The following is a 19,512-nucleotide window of genomic DNA, read 5'->3' as shown; positions in this document are numbered from 1 at the left end:
GGTTCAACTTGTTCAGTAGGTACAGTACTTACCTGACGACCCGAGCTTCCTGGTCGTCCGTAGGTTGACGTCATGGTCGACCAGTTCTCGCCGACGCCCCTGTACGTGCAGCTCGCCGACCTGATCACCAAGCGCATCGAGTCGGGGGAGTTGCAGCCGCTCAAGCCGCTACCGAGCGAGCTGCGGCTACAGCAGGAGTACGGGGTGGCGCGCGGCACGGTCCGCGCGGCGATCGCCCTGCTACGGGAACGCGGGCTGGTCATGACCATGCCCCAGCGCGGCACCTACGTAACCGAGAACCACCCGCAGGCGTAGGCACCGAACAACTGAGACCGACGGTCCCGAAAAGGCCAGAAGCTAGAGCGGTAGAACGTCTAGTTCTACATTCGGGTCATGGAGCGTATCGGTGTCCGGGAGCTGAACCAGAACACGAGCCAGGTACTGGCCCGGGTCAGTGGCGGCGAAACCCTGGAGATCACCGATCGCGGCCGCCCGATCGCCCGCCTCGTCCCGGTGAGCGACGACCGGTCGGTGTTGGCCAACTGGTGTCGGCAGGACGGGCCGTCGCCCCCACCGGTGGCGGCCCCGTGCCGCTACCACCGAAGCTCGGCGACGAGAACGTGGACGTGGCCGCCTCGCTCGCCGCGATGCGCGACGACGAACGCTGGTGATCTATCTCGACTCCGCCGCCATCATCAAGCTGGTCCGGCAGAAGGAATGCAGCACCGACCTCGTCGCCTGGCTCAACACGCACGACGACGTACCCCTGGTCTCCTCCGCCCTCGTCGAGGTGGAAGTCCCCAGAGCTCTGCGCCGGTCAGCCCCGCAGGCGTTGATCGGCGTGCCGACCGCCGTCGGACGGGTGTTCCGCCTGGAAATCGACAGCACGATCCGGGCGACCGCAGCCGCCTTCGCCGAGCCGACGCTCCGCAGCCTCGACGCCATCCACCTGGCCACCGCCCACGTGCTGACCAACGAGTCCGGCATGGCACTCACCGCCTTCGTCACCTACGACCGACGGCTGCTCGAATGCGCCAAGGACGCAGGACTACCCACAGCAAGCCCCGGCCAGAACTGACCTACCGGTCCCCGCCCCGGTACGGATTCCAGCCCTCCGTACGACACACCCCAAATGTAACCCGAAAAGCTTGAAATGTAACTCACGCGCAGTTACATTTCGCGCCATGACCGAGGACCTAGCCGACCTGGTGCAGACGCTGCGTGCATCTGGCGGGGACACGACCGGTGTCGAGGTCAAGGCTGCCGCAGGCGGACTGCCTGTATCGCTGACCTCCTCGTTGAGCGCCCTGGCCAACCTTCCCGGTGGTGGGACGATCATCCTGGGCCTGGACGAACGTACCGGCTTCCGCCCGGTGCCACTCGCCGATCCACAGCTCCTCAAGCAGGGCCTCGCCACCAAGGCCCGCGCATACACACCGCCGGTGCGCCTGTCCATCGACGATGGCGTCGTCGACGGGAAACCGGTGATCGTCGCCCGGGTCCACGAATGTGACCCCTCGGCGAAACCGTGTCGAGTCACCGCCACGGGCACCGCCTATCTTCGCGGCTACGATGGCGACTTTCCGCTCTCCGACCTGGAGACGCAAGGCTTCCTCACCGCCCGGCGACCACCGCTGTTCGATCGCCAGCCCGTTGACGGTGCCAGCTTCGACGACCTCGATCCGCAGTTGGTCGCCTCATTCCTGGCGACGGTACGAGAGCGGGACGCCACTGGACTGGGGCGCTTCACCGACGACGCCGAGTTGTTGCGTCGGGCTGGAGTCACCGTGAGCAGAGGTCGACCCACCACGGCCGGCCTGCTCGCCCTCGGTGTCCACCCACAGCAGTTCTTTCCCCGTTACGTCATTCAGGCTTCCGCCGAACCCCTGCCCCATGACCCTCCCGGAACGCGGGCCCGCAACCAGATCACGATCACAGGGCCCATTCCCCGCATGCTCGACACCGCCCTCGACTGGGCGCGCCGCACGTTCGACACGGTCATCGTCGCCAACCCCGATGGCAGTGTCACTGATCGACCCACCTACCCCCTGGTCGCGTTTCGCGAGATCATCGCCAACGCTCTCATCCACCGCGACCTCGACCACTGGTCACAGGCCTTCGCCATCGAGGTACGGCTACGCCGCGACCGTCTCGTCATCACCAACCCGGGTGGCCTGTACGGCATCACTGTCGATCGCCTCGGCCACGACGCCGTCACCTCCGCCCGCAACGGGCTCCTCGTGGCCATCTGCCAACACGTCCGGTCGGCCGCCACCGGCGGCCGGGTCATCGAGGCCCTCGCCAGCGGCATCCCCACGATTGCTCACGAACTGTCAGACCATGCCCTGCCACCGGCGCAGTACGTCGACACCAACATCAGGTTCACCGTGCTGCTCCGGGGTCCCGCAGCAAACTCCACGAGCCCGGACCTCAACGCCACCGAGCTACGCATCTATGACGCGCTCGGACCCGCACCGAGAACCGTTGCCCAACTGGAGGCAATCCTCGACCTGACCGGGCCCAACATTCGCAAGGCCCTCCGAAGCCTGCGCAACCGTGGTCTCGTGCACCAGGACGGCGGCAGAGGCCGCACCACCACGTATCGGCACAGTCTCACTCCACGCGGCTGATGCCCACGCCGCTGCGGCTGCGGCCGGTGTCAGCACCGGAGCGGAGCGGCGCAGGACCACCGAGGAAGCCGTGTGACGCCGACACGAATGCGACCCGACAAGCGAAACGGGACGACCCAATGCGACGAAGTGGGACCGATCCGAAGTGACGAAACGCCCCCTGCCGGCGTCCGCACTGGTCAGGGAGCGTCGCTGCGGCTCTGGATGCGGAGGGTGTGGGATTCGAACCCACGAAGACATCGCTGCCTTACCGGTTTTCAAGACCAGCGCCATCGGCCACTAGGCGAACCCTCCCGAACCGCCACCCGGGGGTGCGCGGCCTGTGCCTAGTCTGCCACGAACCGCGTCCGGACGAGCCGGCCCATCGCCGTCGGGCGGGGTTCGGCATACCGGAGAGGGGTCCTTGATCCCTGGCATGACCAGCGTGACCTCACCCGGATGGTCCACTGTGGCCGAAATTCCGGCCGTCGTGGGCGAGCGGTGGACCGCCCCCGGCGACGGCCGGTGGATATTGCCGGCCGGACCTGCCCGGATGGCGGTTGTCGACAGACCGGCGTGGTTCCCGGCCCGGATCGGGTAAGACTGGGCCATGCACGCGATCACGATCCCGGCACCCGGTGGACCCGACGCGCTCGTCTGGGCGGAGGTGCCCGACCCGGAGCCCGGCGCGGGTGAGGTGGTGGTCGAGGTGACCGCCAGCGCGGTGAACCGGGCCGACCTGCTCCAGCGGCAGGGGCAGTATCCGCCGCCGCCGGGCGCGCCCGCGTACCCCGGGTTGGAGTGTTCGGGGGTGATCGGCGCGGTCGGCGCGGGGGTGACCGGGTGGGCGGTGGGTCAGCCGGTGTGCGCGCTGCTGGCCGGCGGCGGGTACGCCGAGCGGGTGGCCGTGCCGGCCGGGCAGTTGCTGCCGGTGCCGGCCGGTGTCGACCCGGTCGACGCCGCCGCGCTGCCCGAGGTGGCCTGTACGGTCTGGTCGAACCTGGTCCGGGTGGCCCACCTGGGCAAGGGTGAGACGCTGCTGGTGCACGGCGGCGGCAGCGGCATCGGCACGTTCGCGGTGCAGTTCGGCGCGGCGCTGGGCGCGACGGTGGTGGCGACCGCCCGGTCGGCCAAGCACGACCGGCTGCGGGAGCTGGGGGCCGCGCACACGGTCGACTACCGCGAGCAGGATTTCGTGGCGGAGGTCCGGCGGGTCACCGACGGGCGGGGTGCGGACGTGATCCTCGACATCATGGGCGCGTCCTACCTGGGCCGGAACGTGGCGGCGCTGGCCGACGGCGGCCGGTTGGTGGTGATCGGCATGCAGGGCGGCCGGAAGGCGGAACTGGATCTGGGCGCGCTGCTGGCGAAGCGGGCGTCGGTGGCGGCGACCGCGCTGCGGTCCCGTCCGCTGGCCGACAAGGCGGACATCGTCCGGGGCGTACGGGAGCAGGTGTGGCCGCTGGTCGAGGCCGGCGCGGTCCGGCCGATCGTGGACCGGCGGCTGCCGATGCGCGAAGCGGCGCAGGCGCACCGGCTGGTCGAGTCGAGCGACCACGTGGGCAAGGTGCTGCTCACCACCGGGTGACGGTCCGGCCGGACCACGAGGTGCCCCGGCGGGACCGCCGGACGGAGCAGGCGTAGCAGGGCGCAGACCCGGGGCGTTCAGGCCGGCGGACGCGGGCCGTCCCGGCGGGGCAGCACCAGGCGGGCGCCGGGGCCCTCGCCGGCCAGCCGGTCGCCCGGGTTGTAGAGGGTGCAGCGCTGCAACGACAGGCAGCCACAGCCGATGCAGCCGTCGAGGTCGTCGCGGAGCTTGCCGAGCAGCTTGATCTGTTCGTCCAGCCGTTCCCGCCAGGTGCGGGACAGGGCGGCCCAGTCGTCGGGGCTGGGGGCGCGGGACGAGGGCAGCGAGTCCAGTGCGGCACGGATCTCGTCCAGCGAGATGCCGACCTGCTGGGAGATCCGGATGAACGCCACCCGGCGCAGCTCGGTGCGGGCGTAGCGACGTTGGTTGCCGCCGGTGCGCTCGGCGTGGATCAGCCCGAGGCGTTCGTAGTAGCGCAGCGCCGACTGGGCCACCCCGCTGCGCGCGGAGAGTTGACCGATGGTGAGTGACTCGTGCATCACTGCCCTTGAGTTGAAGTTAACTTCAAGTAGCACGCTAACGTCATGACCACATCGACCGCAACCCACCCCCGGGGCCACGCCCTGCCCGCCCCCGTCGTCGCGCCGCTGGAACGCATCCGCGCCGGTGGCACCTACGACGCCAACGTGTACTCCACCGTCGACGTGCACTGGGTCCTCTACGACCGGGTCCTGCGGGTCACCCCGGCCACCGTCGACGACCCGGACCGCGACCGCTTCCTGCTCTCCAAGGGGCACGCCGTGGCGGGCTACTACGGCGTACTCGCCGCCAAGGGGTTCATCCCCGTCGACTGGCTCGACGACGCGGGCGGGCCCGACAGCCGCCTCGGCGGCCACCCCGACCGCACCCTCGTCCCCGGCGTCGAGATCGGCTCCGGCTCGCTCGGCCACGGCCTCGGCCTGGGCGTGGGCACCGCGCTCGGCCTGCGCGCCCAGGGCCGCACCACCCCCCGGGTGTACGTCCTGCTCGGCGACGCCGAACTCGACGAGGGCTCCAACCACGAGGCGATCGCGTACGCCGGGGCCACCGGCCTGGCCGGGCTCACCGCGATCGTGGTCGACAACGCGTCTGCCAGTCACGGCTGGCCGGGCGGGGTGGCCAGCCGGTTCACCGTCAACGGCTGGACCGCCGCCACCGTCGACGGACACGACCACGACGCCCTGCACGCCGCCCTCACCGGCCACGACGGCCACCGCCCGCACGTCGTCGTCGCCGTCGACACCCCGCCCGTCGACGGACCGACCCCGGGGAGCCGGTCATGACCATGCGGGACACCTTCGTCGCCAGCGCCACCGGGTTCCTCGACGACCCCCGGACCACGATCGTGCTGGCCGACATCTCCGCCGACGCCTTCACCGAGGCGGGCCGACGGTATCCGGACCGGGTGGTCAACGTGGGCATCCGGGAACAGTTGATGATCGGGGTGGCCGGTGGGCTCGCCCTCGCCGGGCAGCGCCCGATCGTGCACAGCTACGCCCCGTTCCTCGTCGAGCGGGCGTACGAGCAGATCAAGCTGGACCTCGACCACCAGGGCGTCGGCGCGGTGCTGGTCAGCATCGGCGCGTCGTACGACCGGGCGGAGGCCGGCCGGACCCACCTGGCCCCGGCCGACGTCGCCCTGATCGACACCCTCCACGGCTGGACCGTGCACGTGCCCGGCCACCCCGACGAGGTGCCCGACCTGCTGCACGACGCGGTCTGCGGGCAGCACTCGACCTACCTGCGACTGTCGCTGCGCAGCAACACGCGGGCGTACCCGCAGGCGGGTGGGTTGCAGGTGGTCCGCGACGCCGGGCCGGGCGCGGCGCTGCTGGTGGCGGTCGGTCCGGTGCTCGACACCGCGCTCGCGGCGGTGGCCGGCCTACCGGTGACGGTGGCCTACACGCACCGGCCCCGGCCGTTCGACGTGACCGGGCTGCGGGCGCTGGCCGCGACCGAGGTGATCGTGGTGGAGCCCTACCTGGCCGGCACCTCGACGCGGGTGGTGGCCGAGGCGCTGGCCGACCGGCCGCACCGGCTGCTCGGCCTCGGGGTGGGCCGGGCGGAACTGCGGCGCTACGGCACCGCCGAGGACCACGACCGGTGGCACGGCCTCGACCCGGCCGGGCTGCGCCGGGCGATCGGCGGTTTCCTGACCCCGGCGGGATGACCGCGGGCGAGTCGGGAGGGGCGGGTCAGCGGGGCGGGTGGGCGGGACGGCGACGGGTGCGTTCCCGGCCGAGGATCCAGATCGCCTCGACCCCGTCCCTCCAGGTGATCTTCTTGCCCTCCTCGCGCCCGCGCGCCCGGTAGCTGATCGGCACCTCGTACGGGCGGATACGCCGGCGCAGCAGCTTGCCGGTCACCTCCGCCTCCATCCCGAAACCCCGGGACCGGATGCCCAGCGACCGGTACAGCTCGACAGGCATCAGCTTGAAACAGGTCTCCAGGTCGCCGATGTAGGAGTTGAACAGCACGTTCGCCGCCATCGTGACGCCCTTGTTGCCCATCACGTACCAGAAGCTGTAGGCGCTGTGGCTACCGAAGGTGCGGTTGCCGTAGACCACGGTGGCCCGCCCGTCGAGCACCGGGGCGAGCAACCGGGGGATGTCCTGCGGGTCGTACTCCAGGTCGGCGTCGAGGATGACCATGTACTCGCCCTCGGCGCTGTCCACGGCCGTCCTGATCGCCGCGCCCTTGCCCGCGTTACGCGGGTGGGTGATCACCCGTAGCCGCGAGTCGTCCGCCCGGCCGAGGATCTCCCCGGTGCCGTCGCGGCTGCCGTCGTCCACCACGACCAACTCGATCTCGCACGGATAATCGACCGCCAATGCCTGCTTGAGGGCATCCGCGATGCGTTCTTCCTCGTTGTAGACCGGCATGAGGATCGAGAGCTTCACGGGAATCTCCACGGTGGCGACAGTAAGTCGGGCATAGCCTAGCCTGGCAGGTCAGCCGCGCGAGGGTCGCCACCGTGGTGGCGGGTGCCCGTTATCGGTAGCCACCGGACCGGCCGGCACCCGGTCATCGCGGGAAATGGTGTTTACTTCCGCCCATGTCGGCAGCCGGCTGGATGCTCGTGGCGGCCCCCGTCGCGGCGCTCGTGCTACTCACCGCCCTCCTGCGCCCCCGGGCCGCCGGGGTGGTCGCCCCGCACCGCCTCGGCGTGGTCCGGGCCGCCCTGCTGACCGGGGCCTTCGCCGTGCTGACCGTGGAGGTGCTGGGCGCCCTCGACGCGCTCACCCTGCCCGCCTTCGCCCTGGTCTGGCTGCTCTTCGTCGCCGGGTTCGCGGTGGCGGCCGGCCGGCGACGCGACCCCGGCGCACCCCCGGCCGCCGTCGCCGGCAGCCGGCGGGCGGTGCTGGTCGGCGCAGCCGTGGGTGGTCCACCGGCGGACCACCCGACCCTCGGCGCGGCGTCCGGACCGCCGCCGGCCGATGCCCCGGCCACCGTCCGGGGCGGCGTCGCGGCGCTGCTGACCGGCTGGGCGGACCGGCTGACCCACCTCCGGCGTACGGCGACCCGGGGCGAACGGCTGCTCGCCGGCACGGTGCTCGCCGTGGTGCTGATCGAGCTGGTGGTGGCGCTGCTGGCCGAGCCGAACAACTTCGACTCGCAGACGTACCACCTGCCGAAGGTGGAACACTGGGTGGCCCAGGGCAGCCTGGAGTTCTGGCCCACCGCGATCCACCGGCAGGTGACCATCCCGCCCGGCGCGGAATACCTGCTGCTGCACCTGCGCCTGTTCACCGGCGGGGACACCCTGCACAACCTGGTGCAGTGGGCCGCCGGGATCGGTTGCCTGCTCGTGGCCACCCGGATCACCGCCCAGCTCGGCGGGGGCCGCCGGGCCCAGCTCGTCACCGCGTTCCTGCTCGCCACCACGCCGATGGTGGCCCTCCAGGCGACCAGCACCCAGACCGACCTGGTCGCCGCCGCCTGGGCCGCCTGCGCCGCCACCCTGGTGCTGGACGGGCTGCACCGCCGGGCCGGCCTGACCGACGCGCTGGCGCTCGGCGCGGCCACCGGCCTGACCGCGCTGACCAAGACCAGCGGGCTGATCGCCGTCGGGCCGCTGCTGCTGCTCTGGGGCCTGGCCCAGCTCCGGCTGGCCCGCCGGCCCGCCGCGGGCACCGCCGACCGGGCCGCGCCGACCGGGGCCCGGCAGGTGGCCCGGACGGTGGGCGGTTCGCTGCTGGTGCTGCTGGTCGCGGCGACGGTGGTGGGGCCGTTCCTGGCCCGGGAGACCGCCGAGTTCGGTCACCCGTTGGGGCCGCCCCGGCTGCGGGAGTCCATCCCGATGGAACGGCACGACCCGGCCGCCGTGCTGGTCAACGCGCTGCGGATCGGACACACCGCGTTCGATACCCCGCTGGCCCCGCTGCGCGCCGGCACCGCCTCGGCCATCATGGACGGCTCCCGGGCGATCGGCGTCGACCCGCAGGACCGGGCCATCACGTTCGGCCGGGAGGTCTTCCCGGTGCCCGCCTGGTACCCCGACGAGGACCGGGTGGCCTTCCCGCTGGCCGGGGCGCTGGCGCTGGTCGGGGCGGTCGTCGCGCTCGCCCGGCCCCGGCGGGTCGTCCCCGGCCGGGCGGGGACGCTGCGGGCGTACGCGGGGGTGGTGGTGGGCGCGGTGGTCCTGCACACCGCGATGATCAAGTGGCAGCCGTGGGGGAACCGCCTGCTGCTGTACGCGCTGGTGCTGGCCGTACCTCTGGCGGGGCTCTGGGTCGACGTGGTGCTGCGGCGGCGGGCCGGGGCGGGCCGCCTGTCGGTGGCCGCCGGGCTGGTGGTGACCGTGCTGGCCACCTCCGCGCTGGCCGGCGTGCTGGCCCTGTCCTACGGCTTCCCCCGCCGGCTGGTCGGCACGGGTTCGGTCTTCACCACCGGCGAGTGGGACACCCGGTTCCTGCGCCGGCCGCAGTGGGCCGACGAGTTCCGCTGGGCCGCCTCCGCGGTCCGGGCGAGCGACGCCCGACGGATCGGCCTGGTACAGCAGAACGACAACTGGGAGTACCCCTGGTGGCTGCTGCTGCGCGACGACGACGGCCGGTCACCCGAGCTGGTGGCGTTGCAGTCGGTGCTGCCCGACCGGCCGCCGGCCGACCCCACCTCGGTCGACGCGATCGTCTGCACCGGCCCCCGCACCCAGTGCGCCCGGTTCGTCCCGGCGGGCTGGACGATCGGGTACCGCGACCACGTCGGCTACGCCCTGCCACCGAACCGCTGAGCCACGGGGAACACACGTCGGGGCCGGCGTGGTGGTCCACGCCGACCCCGACCGGTCCCCCACGGGTCACTTCTGCTTGATCGGCACCACGATCAGCCGGGCGACGCTGGCGTCCCCGTCCCTGGCCCCGGCCACGTTGACCTTGGTGCCCACCTTGACGTCGCTGGCCTTGACGGTGGTCCGCCGCTCGACCACCCGCAGTTGGTCGCCCAGCTTCCAGGTCAGGGTGAAGCCGTCGGTGGACTTCACCGTCACCGAGTCCCCGTCGATCGCGGTCACCTCGCCGCGCTGCACGACGACGGTCTTCGTGCCGTCCTTGGTCTGCACCACCGCCTCGCCGTGCAGGCCGTTGCGGCCCAGCTTCACCCGGGCCTGCCGGCGCTGCCGCAGCTCCTTCGCCCGCTCGCCACGCTTGCCCTTGTCCCCGGCCTGCGGGGACGGCGTGGTCGACGCGGCGGGCGCGGCGAGCAGGTCCAACTCGACCGGATCGAGGCCCAGCGCGGCCAGCGCCTGTCCCTCGACGCCCAACGCTGCGGCCACGTCGACGACGGCGGCCTTCGTGCCGTCCTGCGCGACCTGGGCCGTCCCGCAGCCGGCGACGCCGAACGTGAGCGCCGCGAGCAGCGAGGTGGCGGCGACGGCGATTCCCCGATGTGCCATGAGTGTCCTCTCGTCCGTGATGCCACCAGCCTCGCGGACGCCGATGGGCGCGGGGTCAGGCCGATGTTCGGGTCAGGTAAGGACGGGCGGCAGCCGGACGGTGAACGCCGCACCACCCTCGGCGGCGTGCCCGGCGACGATCTCCCCGCCGAGCCGGCGGACCAGCCCGGCGGCCAACGCCAGCCCCAACCCGCTGCCCACCTTGCGGACCCCCCGGTAACGCTCGTGCAGCGCCCCCCGCTCGAAGGCCACCGCCAGGTCGTCGTCGGTGAAGCCCGGTCCGCCGTCGCGAACCTCGACCAGCCCACCGGCGGTCGGCCCGGGACCGGCCGCCCGGACCGCGAGCACCACCGGCGCCCCCGGCGGTACGACCCGCAGCGCGTTCTCCAGCAGCCCGTCCACCACCTGCCGGATCCGCCCCGGATCGGTGTACGCGGGCACCGCTGTGCCCGGCGTCTCCAGCCGGAACGGCACGCCGACCGCCGCACACCGCTCCGACCAGGTGCGTTCGGCGTCGGCGGCCAGCCGGGCGAGGTCCACCGGCACCGGTTCCAGCGGGAAGTCCACCGCCTCCAGCCGGGCCAGCGCCAACAGGTCGGCGACCAGCCGGTCCAGGTGCTGAGCCTCGGCGAGCATGGTCCGACCGGTCGCGGTGGACTCGTCCGCGCCGATCACCCCGTCGGCGAGCGCCTCCGCCCACCCCCGGATCGCGGTCAACGGGGTGCGCAGCTCGTGCGAGACGGAGAGCAGGAACTCCCGCTGCCGGCCCTCGCTGGTGGCCAGCGCGGCGGCCAGTCCGTTCAACGCGTACGCCAGGTCGGCGACCTCGTCGGGCGGTTCGACGGGCACCCGGACGGCCCGGTCACCGGCGCGTAGCCGGGCGGCGGCGGTGGCGGCGTGCCGGATCGGGCGGGCCAGCCGGCGGGCGAGCAGCAGCCCGGCCGCCGCCCCGGCGGTGAGCCCGGCCAGCAGCGGCAGCCACAGCGCGCGCAGCACCTGCCGCCACGGCCCCTGCGGGGTGGCCCGGGTCAGCACCACCCCCTCCCCGCCGGGCAGCGCCCGACCCTCGACGAGGGTCCGTTGGCCGTTGACGAACCGGCGGCCGGAGACGTCCCGGCCGGCGGAGATCCGGTTCACCACCTGCCGGGGCAGGCCGGGGCGGTCGGCCAGCCCGCCCTGGACGACGTACACCTCGATCTGCTGGTCCTTGAGCTGGCGGATCAGCCGGTCGCCGGCCGCGTCGCGCTGGCGGCTGGGCCGGACCTTCAGCACGTCGGCGGCGAGCCGGGCCTGCGCGGCAAGCGCCTCCTGGTCGCGGCGTTCCACCCCGCGTACCGCCAGGGGGACCGCGACCAGGGCGGTGACCAGCACCGACACCAGCGCCACGGCGCAGGTGACCAGCACCGCGCGGGCGGTCAGCGTGTGCAGGGAGCGGCGACGGCGCGGGGCGGTGCCCCGGCGGGGGGCGGAAGGCTCAGCCATCGGCGGCGTACCCGACGCCCCGGTGGGTGCGGATCACGCTGGCCGCGCCGAGCTTCGCCCGGACCTGGGCGACGTGCACGTCGACCGTACGGGTGCCGGCGTGCGCCGCGTACCCCCAGACCCCGGCCAGCAGTTCCTCCCGGGTGAAGACCCGGCCGGGGCGGGCCATCAGGTGGGCGAGCAGGTCGAACTCGGTGGAGGTGAGCTGGACGGGGGCGCCGGCCGCGAGCACCGTGCGCCGGGCCGGGTCGATGGTGACCGGGCCGACCGTGCGGGGCCGGTCCGCGCCGTCGGGGGCGCCGGCGGTGCGCCGCAGCACCGCCCGGACCCGGGCCACCAGCTCGCGGGGGCTGAACGGTTTGGTCACGTAGTCGTCCGCGCCCAACTCCAGGCCGACGATCCGGTCGACCTCGTCGTCGCGGGCGGTGAGGAAGATGACCGGGGTCCAGTCGCCGGACTCGCGCAGCCGCCGGCAGACCTCGGTGCCGGCCAGGCCGGGCAGGGTGATGTCGAGGACGCAGGCCACCGGGCGCAGCCGGCGGGCGGCGGCCAGCCCGGCCGTGCCGTCCCGTTCCAGGTGTACGCCGAACCCGTCCCGGCCCAGGTAGAGCCGGACCAGGTCGGCGATGGCCGGTTCGTCCTCCACGACGAGGACGAGCCCACGTGGTGCGGTGGCATCGACGGTCACCGGCCCATGATGACCGACCCGGCGTGGGGCGGTGCGGACGGCCGTGTTCGGGTCAGGTAAGAACCCGGTCAGCGGGCCGGCAGCGGGCGCAGCAGCGGGGCCGGCGCGACGGGTGGGGCGTCACCGATGGTGGCGACGACCCGTTCCTCGGGCCGGCGCAGCCGGGTCCGGAACGCGTGGTGCAGCAGCGTGTCGAGCTGCCACACCTGCTTCGGGTGCTGGGTACGGATGACGAACCGCTCGCGTACCCCGTCGATCGCGGTGGCGGCCAGCTCGACGGCCTGCGCGCGCGGGTCGGGGCTCCAGGTGACGTTGCTCAGCTCCCGCAGCTCGGTGTTGAGGTGCAGGCGCAGCCGGTGCAGCACCCGGGTCTGCCGGGTGACCACCAGCCGGCGGTGGGTGAGCAGCAGCAGGTAGTCGCCGTCGACCGGGCGGTCGGGGCGGGCGCACCGGGCGACCAGGATGGTCGCGTCCCCCGACCCGACGCACTGGCGGAAGACCGGCATGTGCCGGCTCACCGTCTGGACCGCCAGCCCGGTCTCGGCGGCGGCCGGGAGGAAGGTGCGCGAGAAGACGTCCATACCTGGCCAACGAGCCGTGACCAGGGGTGATGTGGGTCACTGTCGACTTTTGGAACTTCCACTCCCCCGGGTCGCACCACCGGTGCGTCTTTCCGTACCGGCCGCTGTCCGGGGGCGCGGGACGTCAGACGGGCATCGGCGCGAACAACTCGCCGAGCCAACCCGGCACCGCGTCGGCGTACCCGGCGCGGCTCGGGTCGGTGGTGGCCAGCGCCCGCCGCCAGGACAGCGCCCGGCTCACCGTGGTCACCCGTACGGCCAGCCCGGCGGCCTCCCGCAGGGCCGCCCGGTCGTACCGGTCGGTCCACGCCTCCAGGTAGGCGTCCCGCAGCCGGAGCAGCACCGGGTCCCCCTCGGGCAGCGAGTAGGTGTGCGCCACCGAACGCAGGGTCACCAGCAGGGTGCCGAACGGGTGCGCCACGGACGCGTCGCCCCAGTCGAAGAAGCGGTAGCCGTCGGCGGCGAACACGTTCCCGTCGTGCAGGTCGTCGTGCTGCACGCTGGCCGGGATGCCGGTGTCGGCGAGCCGCCCACAGTCGTCGGCGAAGCGCGGCTGGTACGCCCGCAGCCGCTCGTAGGTCGCCGCGTCCAGCCCACCGTCGTCGCTCCCGCCACCGTCGCCGTCGACCCCGACACCGTCGGCCCCGGCGGCCGGGCGGGTCGCGCCGTCGCCGTCGTCTCCGGGTGCCAAGCGGGTGTCGGTGCCGTCGGGTGCGGGGTCGAGGAGGAGGGCGGCGCGGTCGTCGAGGAGGTCGGCGAGCAGGGCCGGCAGGGCAGCCGGCCGATGGTCGGGCACGCCGAGCGCGACGAGGTCGTCGGCCCGGGGAGCCACCGTCCGTTGCAGATCGGCGTAGGCGGCCAGCACGTCGGCCCACCGGCCCGGGTCCGGCTCGGCCAGGTCACGCAGGGACGGGCCACCGTGGGGCAGCAGCGACCAGCCGCGCCCGGGGTCCACGGCCACCGGGTCGGGCACCCGACCGGGGGCGTACCGGGGCAGTTCGGCTAGCAGCACCGCCTCGTACGCCGTGCCGGGGTTGTTCGCCTTGAACCAGTACGGCCCGGCGTCGGTGGGCACCTGCCAGACCAGCGACCAGGGGCGCTGCCGGGCCTCGACCGGGCCGGTGACCCGCCGGCCGAGCCGGTCGAGGTGCCCGGTCACCCAGTCCAGCGCGGTGGCCCGCCACTGCGGGTCGGCCCATCCGGGGGCCACGGAGACGATCGTCACGCCGCGCAGAGTAGGCCACCCGCCCACCCCGACACCCCCCATTTTCCCGCCCCGGCGGGGAGGCCGGGGGGATCGCAACGGGGCCGATGTGGCGGCATCAAGGCCATCCGGACACCGCAACATCGGCCCCGTTGCGGGAAGCGCGGGCGGGCGGCGTCAGAGAAGTTCGAGGATGGTGGCGTTGGCCATGCCGCCGCCCTCGCACATGGTCTGCAGGCCGTACCGGAGGTCGTTGTCCCGCATGTGCTGGAGCATCGTCGTCATGATCCGGGCACCGGACGCGCCGAGCGGGTGCCCCAGCGCGATCGCCCCGCCACGCGGGTTCAACCGCTGCGGGTCGGCCTCGGTCTCGGCGAGCCAGGCCAGCGGCACCGGGGCGAACGCCTCGTTCACCTCGTACACGCCGATCTCCTCGATGCCCAGGCCGGCGCGGCGCAGCGCCTTCGCGGTGGCCGGGATGGGGGCGGTGAGCATGGCGACCGGGTCGTCGGCGGCGACCACGGCGGTGTGCACCCGGGCCAGCGGGCGCAGACCGTGCCGGCCGGCCCACTCGCTGGTGGTGACGGCGAGCGCGGCGGCCCCGTCGGAGATCTGCGACGCGGACCCGGCGGTCACCACCCCGTCGGCGCGGAACGGGGTCTTCAGCTCGCCGAGCGCGGCGAGGGAGGTGTCCCGGCGGATGCCCTCGTCGGCGGTGAACGAGCGGCCGTCACTGCACGGCACCGGGGCAAGCTCCGGGTCGAACGCCCCGGCGTCCTGCGCGGCGGCGGCCTTCTCGTGGCTGGCCAGCGCGAACTCGTCGAGCTGGGTACGGGAGAAGCGCCAGCGGGCGGCGATCAGCTCGGCACCGACCCCCTGGTTGAACGGGAGCGGCTGGTCGTCGGCGAAGCCCTCGACGCCCCGGTAGCGGGCCCGGATGCGGTCGCTGAACGGCATGCCGTCGCCGACGCTGGACCCCATCGGCACCCGGGTCATCGACTCGACCCCACCGGCCACCACCAGGTCGGCCTGCCCGGAGACGACCGTCGCGGCGGCGAAGTGCAGGGCCTGCTGGCTGGAGCCGCACTGCCGGTCGAGGGTGGTGCCGGGCACCGACTCGGGCCAGCCGGCGGCGAGCACGGCGTTGCGGGCGACGTTCCAGGACTGCTCGCCGACCTGGGACACGCAGCCCCAGACCACGTCGTCGACCTGGCCGGGATCGATGCCGGTGCGGTCGGCGAGGGCGCGCAGCACGTGCGCCGACAGGTCGACCGGGTGCACCTCGGCCAGCCCGCCCTTGCGTCGCCCGACCGGGGTACGCACCGCACCGACGATGACTGCGTCACTCATGACTACTCCCCGGTAACTTCGGCTGTGTCGATACTACGTCCCCGACCGCCGGTCCGCCCCCCGCGTCGCCGGGACCGACCCGGTGCGGCTGGCATGCTGGGACGGTGCATCCACCAACGTCTCCGGCCCGCCAGTGGCGGGTCCCCCGGGCGGTTCCGGCGGTGAAGCTGGCCGGCGCGGTCGGGCTGGTCGCCCTCGGACTGCTGCTCGCCGACGGCGACCCGGTCCGGCTGGCCCTGGCCGTCGTCGCCGCCGTGGGCCTGGTCGCCTGGGCGGTACGCGACCTGCTCGCCCCGGTCCGGCTCGCGGTGGACGCCGACGGGATCACCGTCGTCCGGGGCTACGCCGGGCGGCTTCACCTGCCGTGGCCGGCGGTGGAGGCGGTCACCGTGGACCGGCGGACCCGGTTCGGGCTGACCGGCGAGACGTTGGAGATCGACGCGGGCGAGACCCTGCACCTGCTGGGTCGGGCCGACCTGGGCGCGCCCCCTGCCGACGTGGCCGAGGAGGTCCGGGCCGCCCGCCCCTGACAGCAGGCGTGGGCAGGACCCGCTCAGCCGAGCAGCATCACCGTACGGACGACCACCAGGCCGAGCAGCGCGAGCAGGATGACCCCCGCACCGGCGGCCTGGAACACCGAGCGTCGCATCCGGGGGGCGTACGCCAGCACGAGCGCCATCAGCGCCCCGACGATCAGCCCGCCCACGTGGCCCGGGATGGAGATGCCCGGCACGGTGAACGTGAAGATCAGGTTGATCACCAGGATCGGCAGGATCGCCGAGGTGTCCCGGCCGAGCCGGCGCATCAGCACGAAGACCGCCGCGAACAGCCCGAAGATCGCCGTCGAGGCACCTGCCGAGGCGGTGTTGGGGCTGCTGAACAGGTAGGCCGCGACGTTGCCGCCGAGCCCGGCCATCAGGTAGAGGCCGAGGAAGCGCAGTGGCCCGAGCAGGGCCTCCAGTTCCCGCCCGAGCACCCAGAGCGCCCACATGTTGAGCAGCAGGTGCACCACGCCGTAGTGCAGGAACATCGCGGTGACCAGCCGGTACCACTCGCCGGAGGCGACGCCGTGCGCCTCGCCGAACGGCACGTACGAGGCGTAGCTGAGCACCGAACCCCACTGGGTCAGCGGGGTGCCGCCACCGAGCAGGCCACCGAACCCGGAGCCGCCGATCAGCGAGTCGCCGCCCCGGTCACTGAGCACCGAGACGATCATCATCAGCACGTTCAGCGCGATCAGGGTGCGGGTGACCAGACCGCGACGGCCGGCGGCACCGCCACCGAAGGCGGTACGCGCCGGCCGTACGCTGCGGCGTCCCTCGTTCACGCACTCCGGGCACTGGTGGCCGACGGGGGCGTCCCGCATGCAGTCCGGGCAGATCGGCCGGTCGCAGCGGGAGCACCTGAGGTACGTCTCCCGGTCGGAGTGGCGGTAGCAGACCGGGGTGGTCGGCACCGACCCACCGGTGGCGTCGCCGGCCGGCCCGGAGCGTTCAGTCATGCGTGCAAAGGTACCTCGCAGCCGCGGTCAGGCCCCGGTGCGCTCGATCTCGACCCGCTCGATCACCACGTCCTGCAACGGCCGGTCGCTCGGGCCGGTGGGGGTGTTGGCGATCGAGTCCACCACCTTCGCCGACTGCTCGTCGGCGACCTGACCGAAGATGGTGTGCCGGTTGTTCAGGTGCGGCGTCGGGCCGACGGTGATGAAGAACTGCGAGCCGTTGGTGCCCGGCCCGGCGTTCGCCATCGCCAGCAGGTACGGCCGGTCGAAGCGCAGCTCCGGGTGGAACTCGTCGGCGAACGTGTAACCCGGGCCACCCCGGCCGGTGCCGGTCGGGTCGCCCATCTGGATCATGAAACCGCTGATCACCCGGTGCGAGATGGTGCCGTCGTAGTACGGCCCGTTGCCCGGCTGACCGGTGCGGGGATCGGTGTATTCCTTGTTGCCCTCGGCCAGGTCGACGAAGTTACGAACCGTCTTCGGAGCGTGATTGCCGAAGAGTTCCAGCCGGATCGGGCCAGCGTTGGTGTGCAAGGTGGCGTAGACAGCCTCGGCCACGGGTACTCCTCACTCGTTGGTCAGTTCCATGCGGATCCTCCCATGTGCCCCATCTGGCAGTGCGGAGGCATCCGGTGGTAGAGGATGACGAAGGAACAACTCCCAGGAGGTGGGACCGTGTTTGGAATCGGGCGGCGCAAGACCCAGGGGCAGCTGGCAAAGGTCGAGCTGCACCAGGGCATCGGTCACCTGAGGCAGGCCGCCACGCACGCGGCGAAGGGCGCCGGCGCCACGGTCGGTCCGCGGGTCCAGTCGGCCCGCAGTGCCGTCGCGCCGACCGCGGTCGCGGTGCGGGACCGGGCCTCCAGCGGCCTGGCGACGACGGCCGCGGCGCTCGCCCCGGTGGCCCTGGCGGTGCGCAACGCCCAGGCCGAGGCCGCCGGCAAGGCGGTGGCCGGCAAGAAGGCCGCCGCCGCCAAGCAGGCCAAGGTGACCAAGAAGATCAAGGCGAAGAGCCCGAAGGCCCGGAAGAAGAAGCAGACCTCGCGCGGCATGATGGCGGGCCTGCTGGTCGCCGGCACGGTCGCCGGGGTGGCCGGCGCGATGGCCCTGCGTCGCCGCCGCGAGCAGCAGGAGTGGGCCGAGTACGACCCGACCCGCGGCATCGGCACCGCCCCCGTCCCGTCGTCGACCTCCGGTGCCTCCACCGCCGGCACCGCCGCCGCGTCGGCCACCGCCGGCGTCGACGCCCCCCGCGACGATGTCGACATCCTGGTGGTCGAGACCCCGTCGGCGGGCGGCACCACGCCCACCGGTTCGGCCACTCCGGCCACCGGCGTCGGCAGCTCCGCCGTGGCGGCCGGCACCCCGGCCGGCAAGCCGGTGATCCACCCGAACGACAAGGTCCCCTCGGTCGCCGAGGGTGCCACCGACGTCTCCGGCCGGCCGGCCGACGACCTCGGCAAGGCGCTCGACACCGGGAAGACCACGTCCAGCACCCGGCGCTGATCCCCCGCACCTCGTCGGCGGCGCGGCGACGACCTGACCGGTCGTCCCGCGCCGCAGCCGGCTTCCGACCCCCGGGGCAACGTAAGGATTTTTCAGGGTTCTCCCCGACCGTTACGGGCCCACCCGGCGGGCGTCCGGCTCCTACAGTGCTCGTATGTCGCCGACCACCGACCCGGAGCGTCCGGCTGCGGAGCCGAGTGGCGCTCCCCCGACTGTGCGCCGGGACCAGTCCGCCGAGCGCCCGGCCGGGCGTGACCGGGCGCTGTCCCGGCGGCGGGTGCTCTCCGGCACCGCCGCCGCCCTGGCCGGTGCGGGCGTGGCGCTGACCGGCGAGTTCGGGTACGCGGAGGCGACCGCCGACAGCAAACTGCCCGTCTACGGCGGGTACGCCGCCACCGTGCACGCCGACCGGCGCACCCCGCCCCGGTCGTCCCGGGTCGACGTGGTGTGGAGCGTGGACACCACCCGCCGGCTGGTCGCGCTCACCTTCGACGACGGGCCCGCGCCGAACTGGACCCCCCGGGTGCTGTCGATCCTCGCGCAGACCGACACCCCGGCCACGTTCTTCATGGTCGGCCGCCGCGCCCGCGAGTACGGCCGGCTGGTGGCGCACCGGCTCGACGGTCACGAGGTCGGCAACCACACCTGGGCCCACCAGGACCTCGCGAAGATGACCTACGAGCAGGCGTGCACGGCGATCAGCCGGGCGCACAACGAGCTGACCCGGCTCTGGGGCCGGGAGCCCACCCTGCTCCGCCCGCCGTACGGGCACCTCGCCGGCAGCACCCTGCTCGCCGCCAACGACCTCGGCTACCAGGTGGTCCTGTGGAACCGGCAGATGCTCGAATCCCGGTTCACCCGGAATCCGGACGGCCTGGTCGACTACGTCGTCGACTCCTGTGACCCGGGCACCATCCTGCTCGCCCACGACACCGGGCCGGTGGACCGGCTGGTCGCGATCCGGGGGCTGGCCGCGATGATCACCGGGCTGCGGCGGCGGGGCTTCGAGTTCGTCACCGTCTCGCAGCTGATGGCGGCGGCCACCCCGGCGGCTGTCCCGGCCCACTGACC

Annotated in this window: 20 protein-coding genes, 1 tRNA gene and 2 pseudogenes; 12 read left to right on the top strand and 11 right to left on the bottom strand. The window is 73.3% G+C overall.

Going from position 1 to position 19,512, the window contains the following annotated elements; genetic code table 11:
• Positions 1–72 precede the first annotated feature (72 nt).
• From ACN260_RS30150 to ACN260_RS30130, 5 genes and pseudogenes are all read left to right on the top strand, one after another.
• Positions 73–315, top strand: coding sequence for a GntR family transcriptional regulator (locus ACN260_RS30150; RefSeq protein ID WP_422754115.1), 243 nt, complete (start codon positions 73–75; stop codon positions 313–315).
• Positions 316–393: 78 nt separating this feature from the next.
• A pseudogene (locus ACN260_RS30145) lies at positions 394–465 on the top strand (prevent-host-death protein); the annotation flags it as partial.
• Positions 466–545: 80 nt separating this feature from the next.
• Positions 546–671 carry a hypothetical protein gene (locus tag ACN260_RS30140; protein WP_422754114.1) on the top strand — a complete coding sequence of 42 codons (126 nt, stop codon included), beginning with the start codon at positions 546–548 and terminating at the stop codon, positions 669–671.
• The gene (locus tag ACN260_RS30135; RefSeq protein ID WP_422754113.1) at positions 668–1,078 is read left to right on the top strand and encodes a type II toxin-antitoxin system VapC family toxin; all 411 of its coding nucleotides are present in this window, start codon (positions 668–670) and stop codon (positions 1,076–1,078) included. The genes ACN260_RS30140 and ACN260_RS30135 overlap by 4 nt, the downstream gene beginning before the upstream one ends.
• Before the next feature lie 106 nt (positions 1,079–1,184).
• Positions 1,185–2,630, top strand: coding sequence for an ATP-binding protein (locus ACN260_RS30130; RefSeq protein ID WP_422754112.1), 1,446 nt, complete (start codon positions 1,185–1,187; stop codon positions 2,628–2,630).
• A 207-nt stretch (positions 2,631–2,837) separates the two neighbouring features.
• Here the strand turns inward: ACN260_RS30130 and ACN260_RS30125 are convergent.
• Positions 2,838–2,924 (bottom strand) — tRNA-Ser (locus tag ACN260_RS30125).
• Positions 2,925–3,219: 295 nt separating this feature from the next.
• Here ACN260_RS30125 and ACN260_RS30120 point away from each other — a divergent pair.
• Positions 3,220–4,197, top strand: a complete 978-nt coding sequence (locus ACN260_RS30120) for an NAD(P)H-quinone oxidoreductase (RefSeq protein ID WP_422754111.1) — start codon at positions 3,220–3,222, stop codon at positions 4,195–4,197.
• Between the two features lie 77 nt (positions 4,198–4,274).
• Here the strand turns inward: ACN260_RS30120 and soxR are convergent, their stop codons facing one another.
• A complete protein-coding gene (gene soxR, locus ACN260_RS30115) occupies positions 4,275–4,736 on the bottom strand; it encodes a redox-sensitive transcriptional activator SoxR (protein ID WP_422754110.1) in 462 nt (153 codons plus the stop codon).
• A gap of 45 nt (positions 4,737–4,781) precedes the next feature.
• Here soxR and ACN260_RS30110 point away from each other — a divergent pair, with 45 nt between their 5' ends.
• Positions 4,782–5,519, top strand: a complete 738-nt coding sequence (locus ACN260_RS30110) for a transketolase (protein ID WP_422754109.1) — start codon at positions 4,782–4,784, stop codon at positions 5,517–5,519.
• Between the two features lie 2 nt (positions 5,520–5,521).
• Positions 5,522–6,406, top strand: coding sequence for a transketolase family protein (locus ACN260_RS30105; RefSeq protein WP_422756879.1), 885 nt, complete (start codon positions 5,522–5,524; stop codon positions 6,404–6,406).
• A 25-nt stretch (positions 6,407–6,431) separates the two neighbouring features.
• Here the strand turns inward: ACN260_RS30105 and ACN260_RS30100 are convergent, their stop codons facing one another.
• Positions 6,432–7,136, bottom strand: coding sequence for a glycosyltransferase family 2 protein (locus ACN260_RS30100; protein WP_422756878.1), 705 nt, complete (start codon positions 7,134–7,136; stop codon positions 6,432–6,434).
• Between the two features lie 155 nt (positions 7,137–7,291).
• Between ACN260_RS30100 and ACN260_RS30095 the strand changes: the two genes are divergently transcribed.
• Positions 7,292–9,469 (top strand): phospholipid carrier-dependent glycosyltransferase, encoded by a 2,178-nt coding sequence (locus tag ACN260_RS30095; RefSeq protein ID WP_422754108.1) that lies wholly within the window; start codon positions 7,292–7,294, stop codon positions 9,467–9,469.
• 66 nt (positions 9,470–9,535) lie between these two features.
• Here ACN260_RS30095 and ACN260_RS30090 read toward each other — a convergent pair whose 3' ends face one another.
• From ACN260_RS30090 to ACN260_RS30065, 6 genes and pseudogenes are all read right to left on the bottom strand, one after another.
• Positions 9,536–10,129 carry a hypothetical protein gene (locus ACN260_RS30090; RefSeq protein WP_422754107.1) on the bottom strand — a complete coding sequence of 198 codons (594 nt, stop codon included), beginning with the start codon at positions 10,127–10,129 and terminating at the stop codon, positions 9,536–9,538.
• A 55-nt stretch (positions 10,130–10,184) separates the two neighbouring features.
• Positions 10,185–11,611 (bottom strand): annotated as a pseudogene (locus tag ACN260_RS30085) (sensor histidine kinase).
• Positions 11,604–12,299, bottom strand: coding sequence for a response regulator transcription factor (locus ACN260_RS30080; protein ID WP_422754106.1), 696 nt, complete (start codon positions 12,297–12,299; stop codon positions 11,604–11,606). The pseudogene ACN260_RS30085 and the gene ACN260_RS30080 overlap by 8 nt, the downstream one beginning before the upstream one ends.
• Before the next feature lie 68 nt (positions 12,300–12,367).
• On the bottom strand, positions 12,368–12,880 hold the full coding sequence (locus tag ACN260_RS30075) for a hypothetical protein (RefSeq protein WP_204925418.1): 513 nt from the start codon (positions 12,878–12,880) through the stop codon (positions 12,368–12,370).
• 124 nt (positions 12,881–13,004) lie between these two features.
• Entirely contained in the window at positions 13,005–14,105 is a 1,101-nt protein-coding gene (locus ACN260_RS30070; RefSeq protein ID WP_422754105.1) for an aminoglycoside phosphotransferase family protein, read from the bottom strand.
• 156 nt (positions 14,106–14,261) lie between these two features.
• On the bottom strand, positions 14,262–15,434 hold the full coding sequence (locus tag ACN260_RS30065) for a thiolase family protein (protein WP_422754104.1): 1,173 nt from the start codon (positions 15,432–15,434) through the stop codon (positions 14,262–14,264).
• 104 nt (positions 15,435–15,538) lie between these two features.
• Between ACN260_RS30065 and ACN260_RS30060 the strand changes: the two genes are divergently transcribed.
• Positions 15,539–15,964 (top strand): PH domain-containing protein, encoded by a 426-nt coding sequence (locus ACN260_RS30060; RefSeq protein WP_422754103.1) that lies wholly within the window; start codon positions 15,539–15,541, stop codon positions 15,962–15,964.
• 23 nt (positions 15,965–15,987) lie between these two features.
• On the opposite strand, the gene ACN260_RS30055 is transcribed toward ACN260_RS30060, so the two are convergent.
• Entirely contained in the window at positions 15,988–16,935 is a 948-nt protein-coding gene (locus ACN260_RS30055; protein WP_422754102.1) for a rhomboid family intramembrane serine protease, read from the bottom strand.
• A gap of 27 nt (positions 16,936–16,962) precedes the next feature.
• The gene (locus tag ACN260_RS30050) at positions 16,963–17,493 is read right to left on the bottom strand and encodes a peptidylprolyl isomerase (protein WP_363649536.1); all 531 of its coding nucleotides are present in this window, start codon (positions 17,491–17,493) and stop codon (positions 16,963–16,965) included.
• A gap of 84 nt (positions 17,494–17,577) precedes the next feature.
• On the opposite strand from ACN260_RS30050, the gene ACN260_RS30045 reads away from it, so the two are divergent.
• Together ACN260_RS30045 and ACN260_RS30040 are read left to right on the top strand one after the other, a co-directional pair.
• Positions 17,578–18,441, top strand: a complete 864-nt coding sequence (locus tag ACN260_RS30045) for a hypothetical protein (protein ID WP_422754101.1) — start codon at positions 17,578–17,580, stop codon at positions 18,439–18,441.
• 154 nt (positions 18,442–18,595) lie between these two features.
• The gene (locus tag ACN260_RS30040; RefSeq protein ID WP_422754100.1) at positions 18,596–19,510 is read left to right on the top strand and encodes a polysaccharide deacetylase family protein; all 915 of its coding nucleotides are present in this window, start codon (positions 18,596–18,598) and stop codon (positions 19,508–19,510) included.
• Positions 19,511–19,512: the final 2 nt, after the last annotated feature.

It is taken from the genome of Micromonospora sp. WMMD708 (genome assembly GCF_049315245.1).
GTDB lineage: Bacteria > Actinomycetota > Actinomycetes > Mycobacteriales > Micromonosporaceae > Micromonospora > Micromonospora wenchangensis.
Note: the sequence above shows the minus strand (reverse complement) of the source record. Positions and strands in the feature narration are given on the sequence as shown.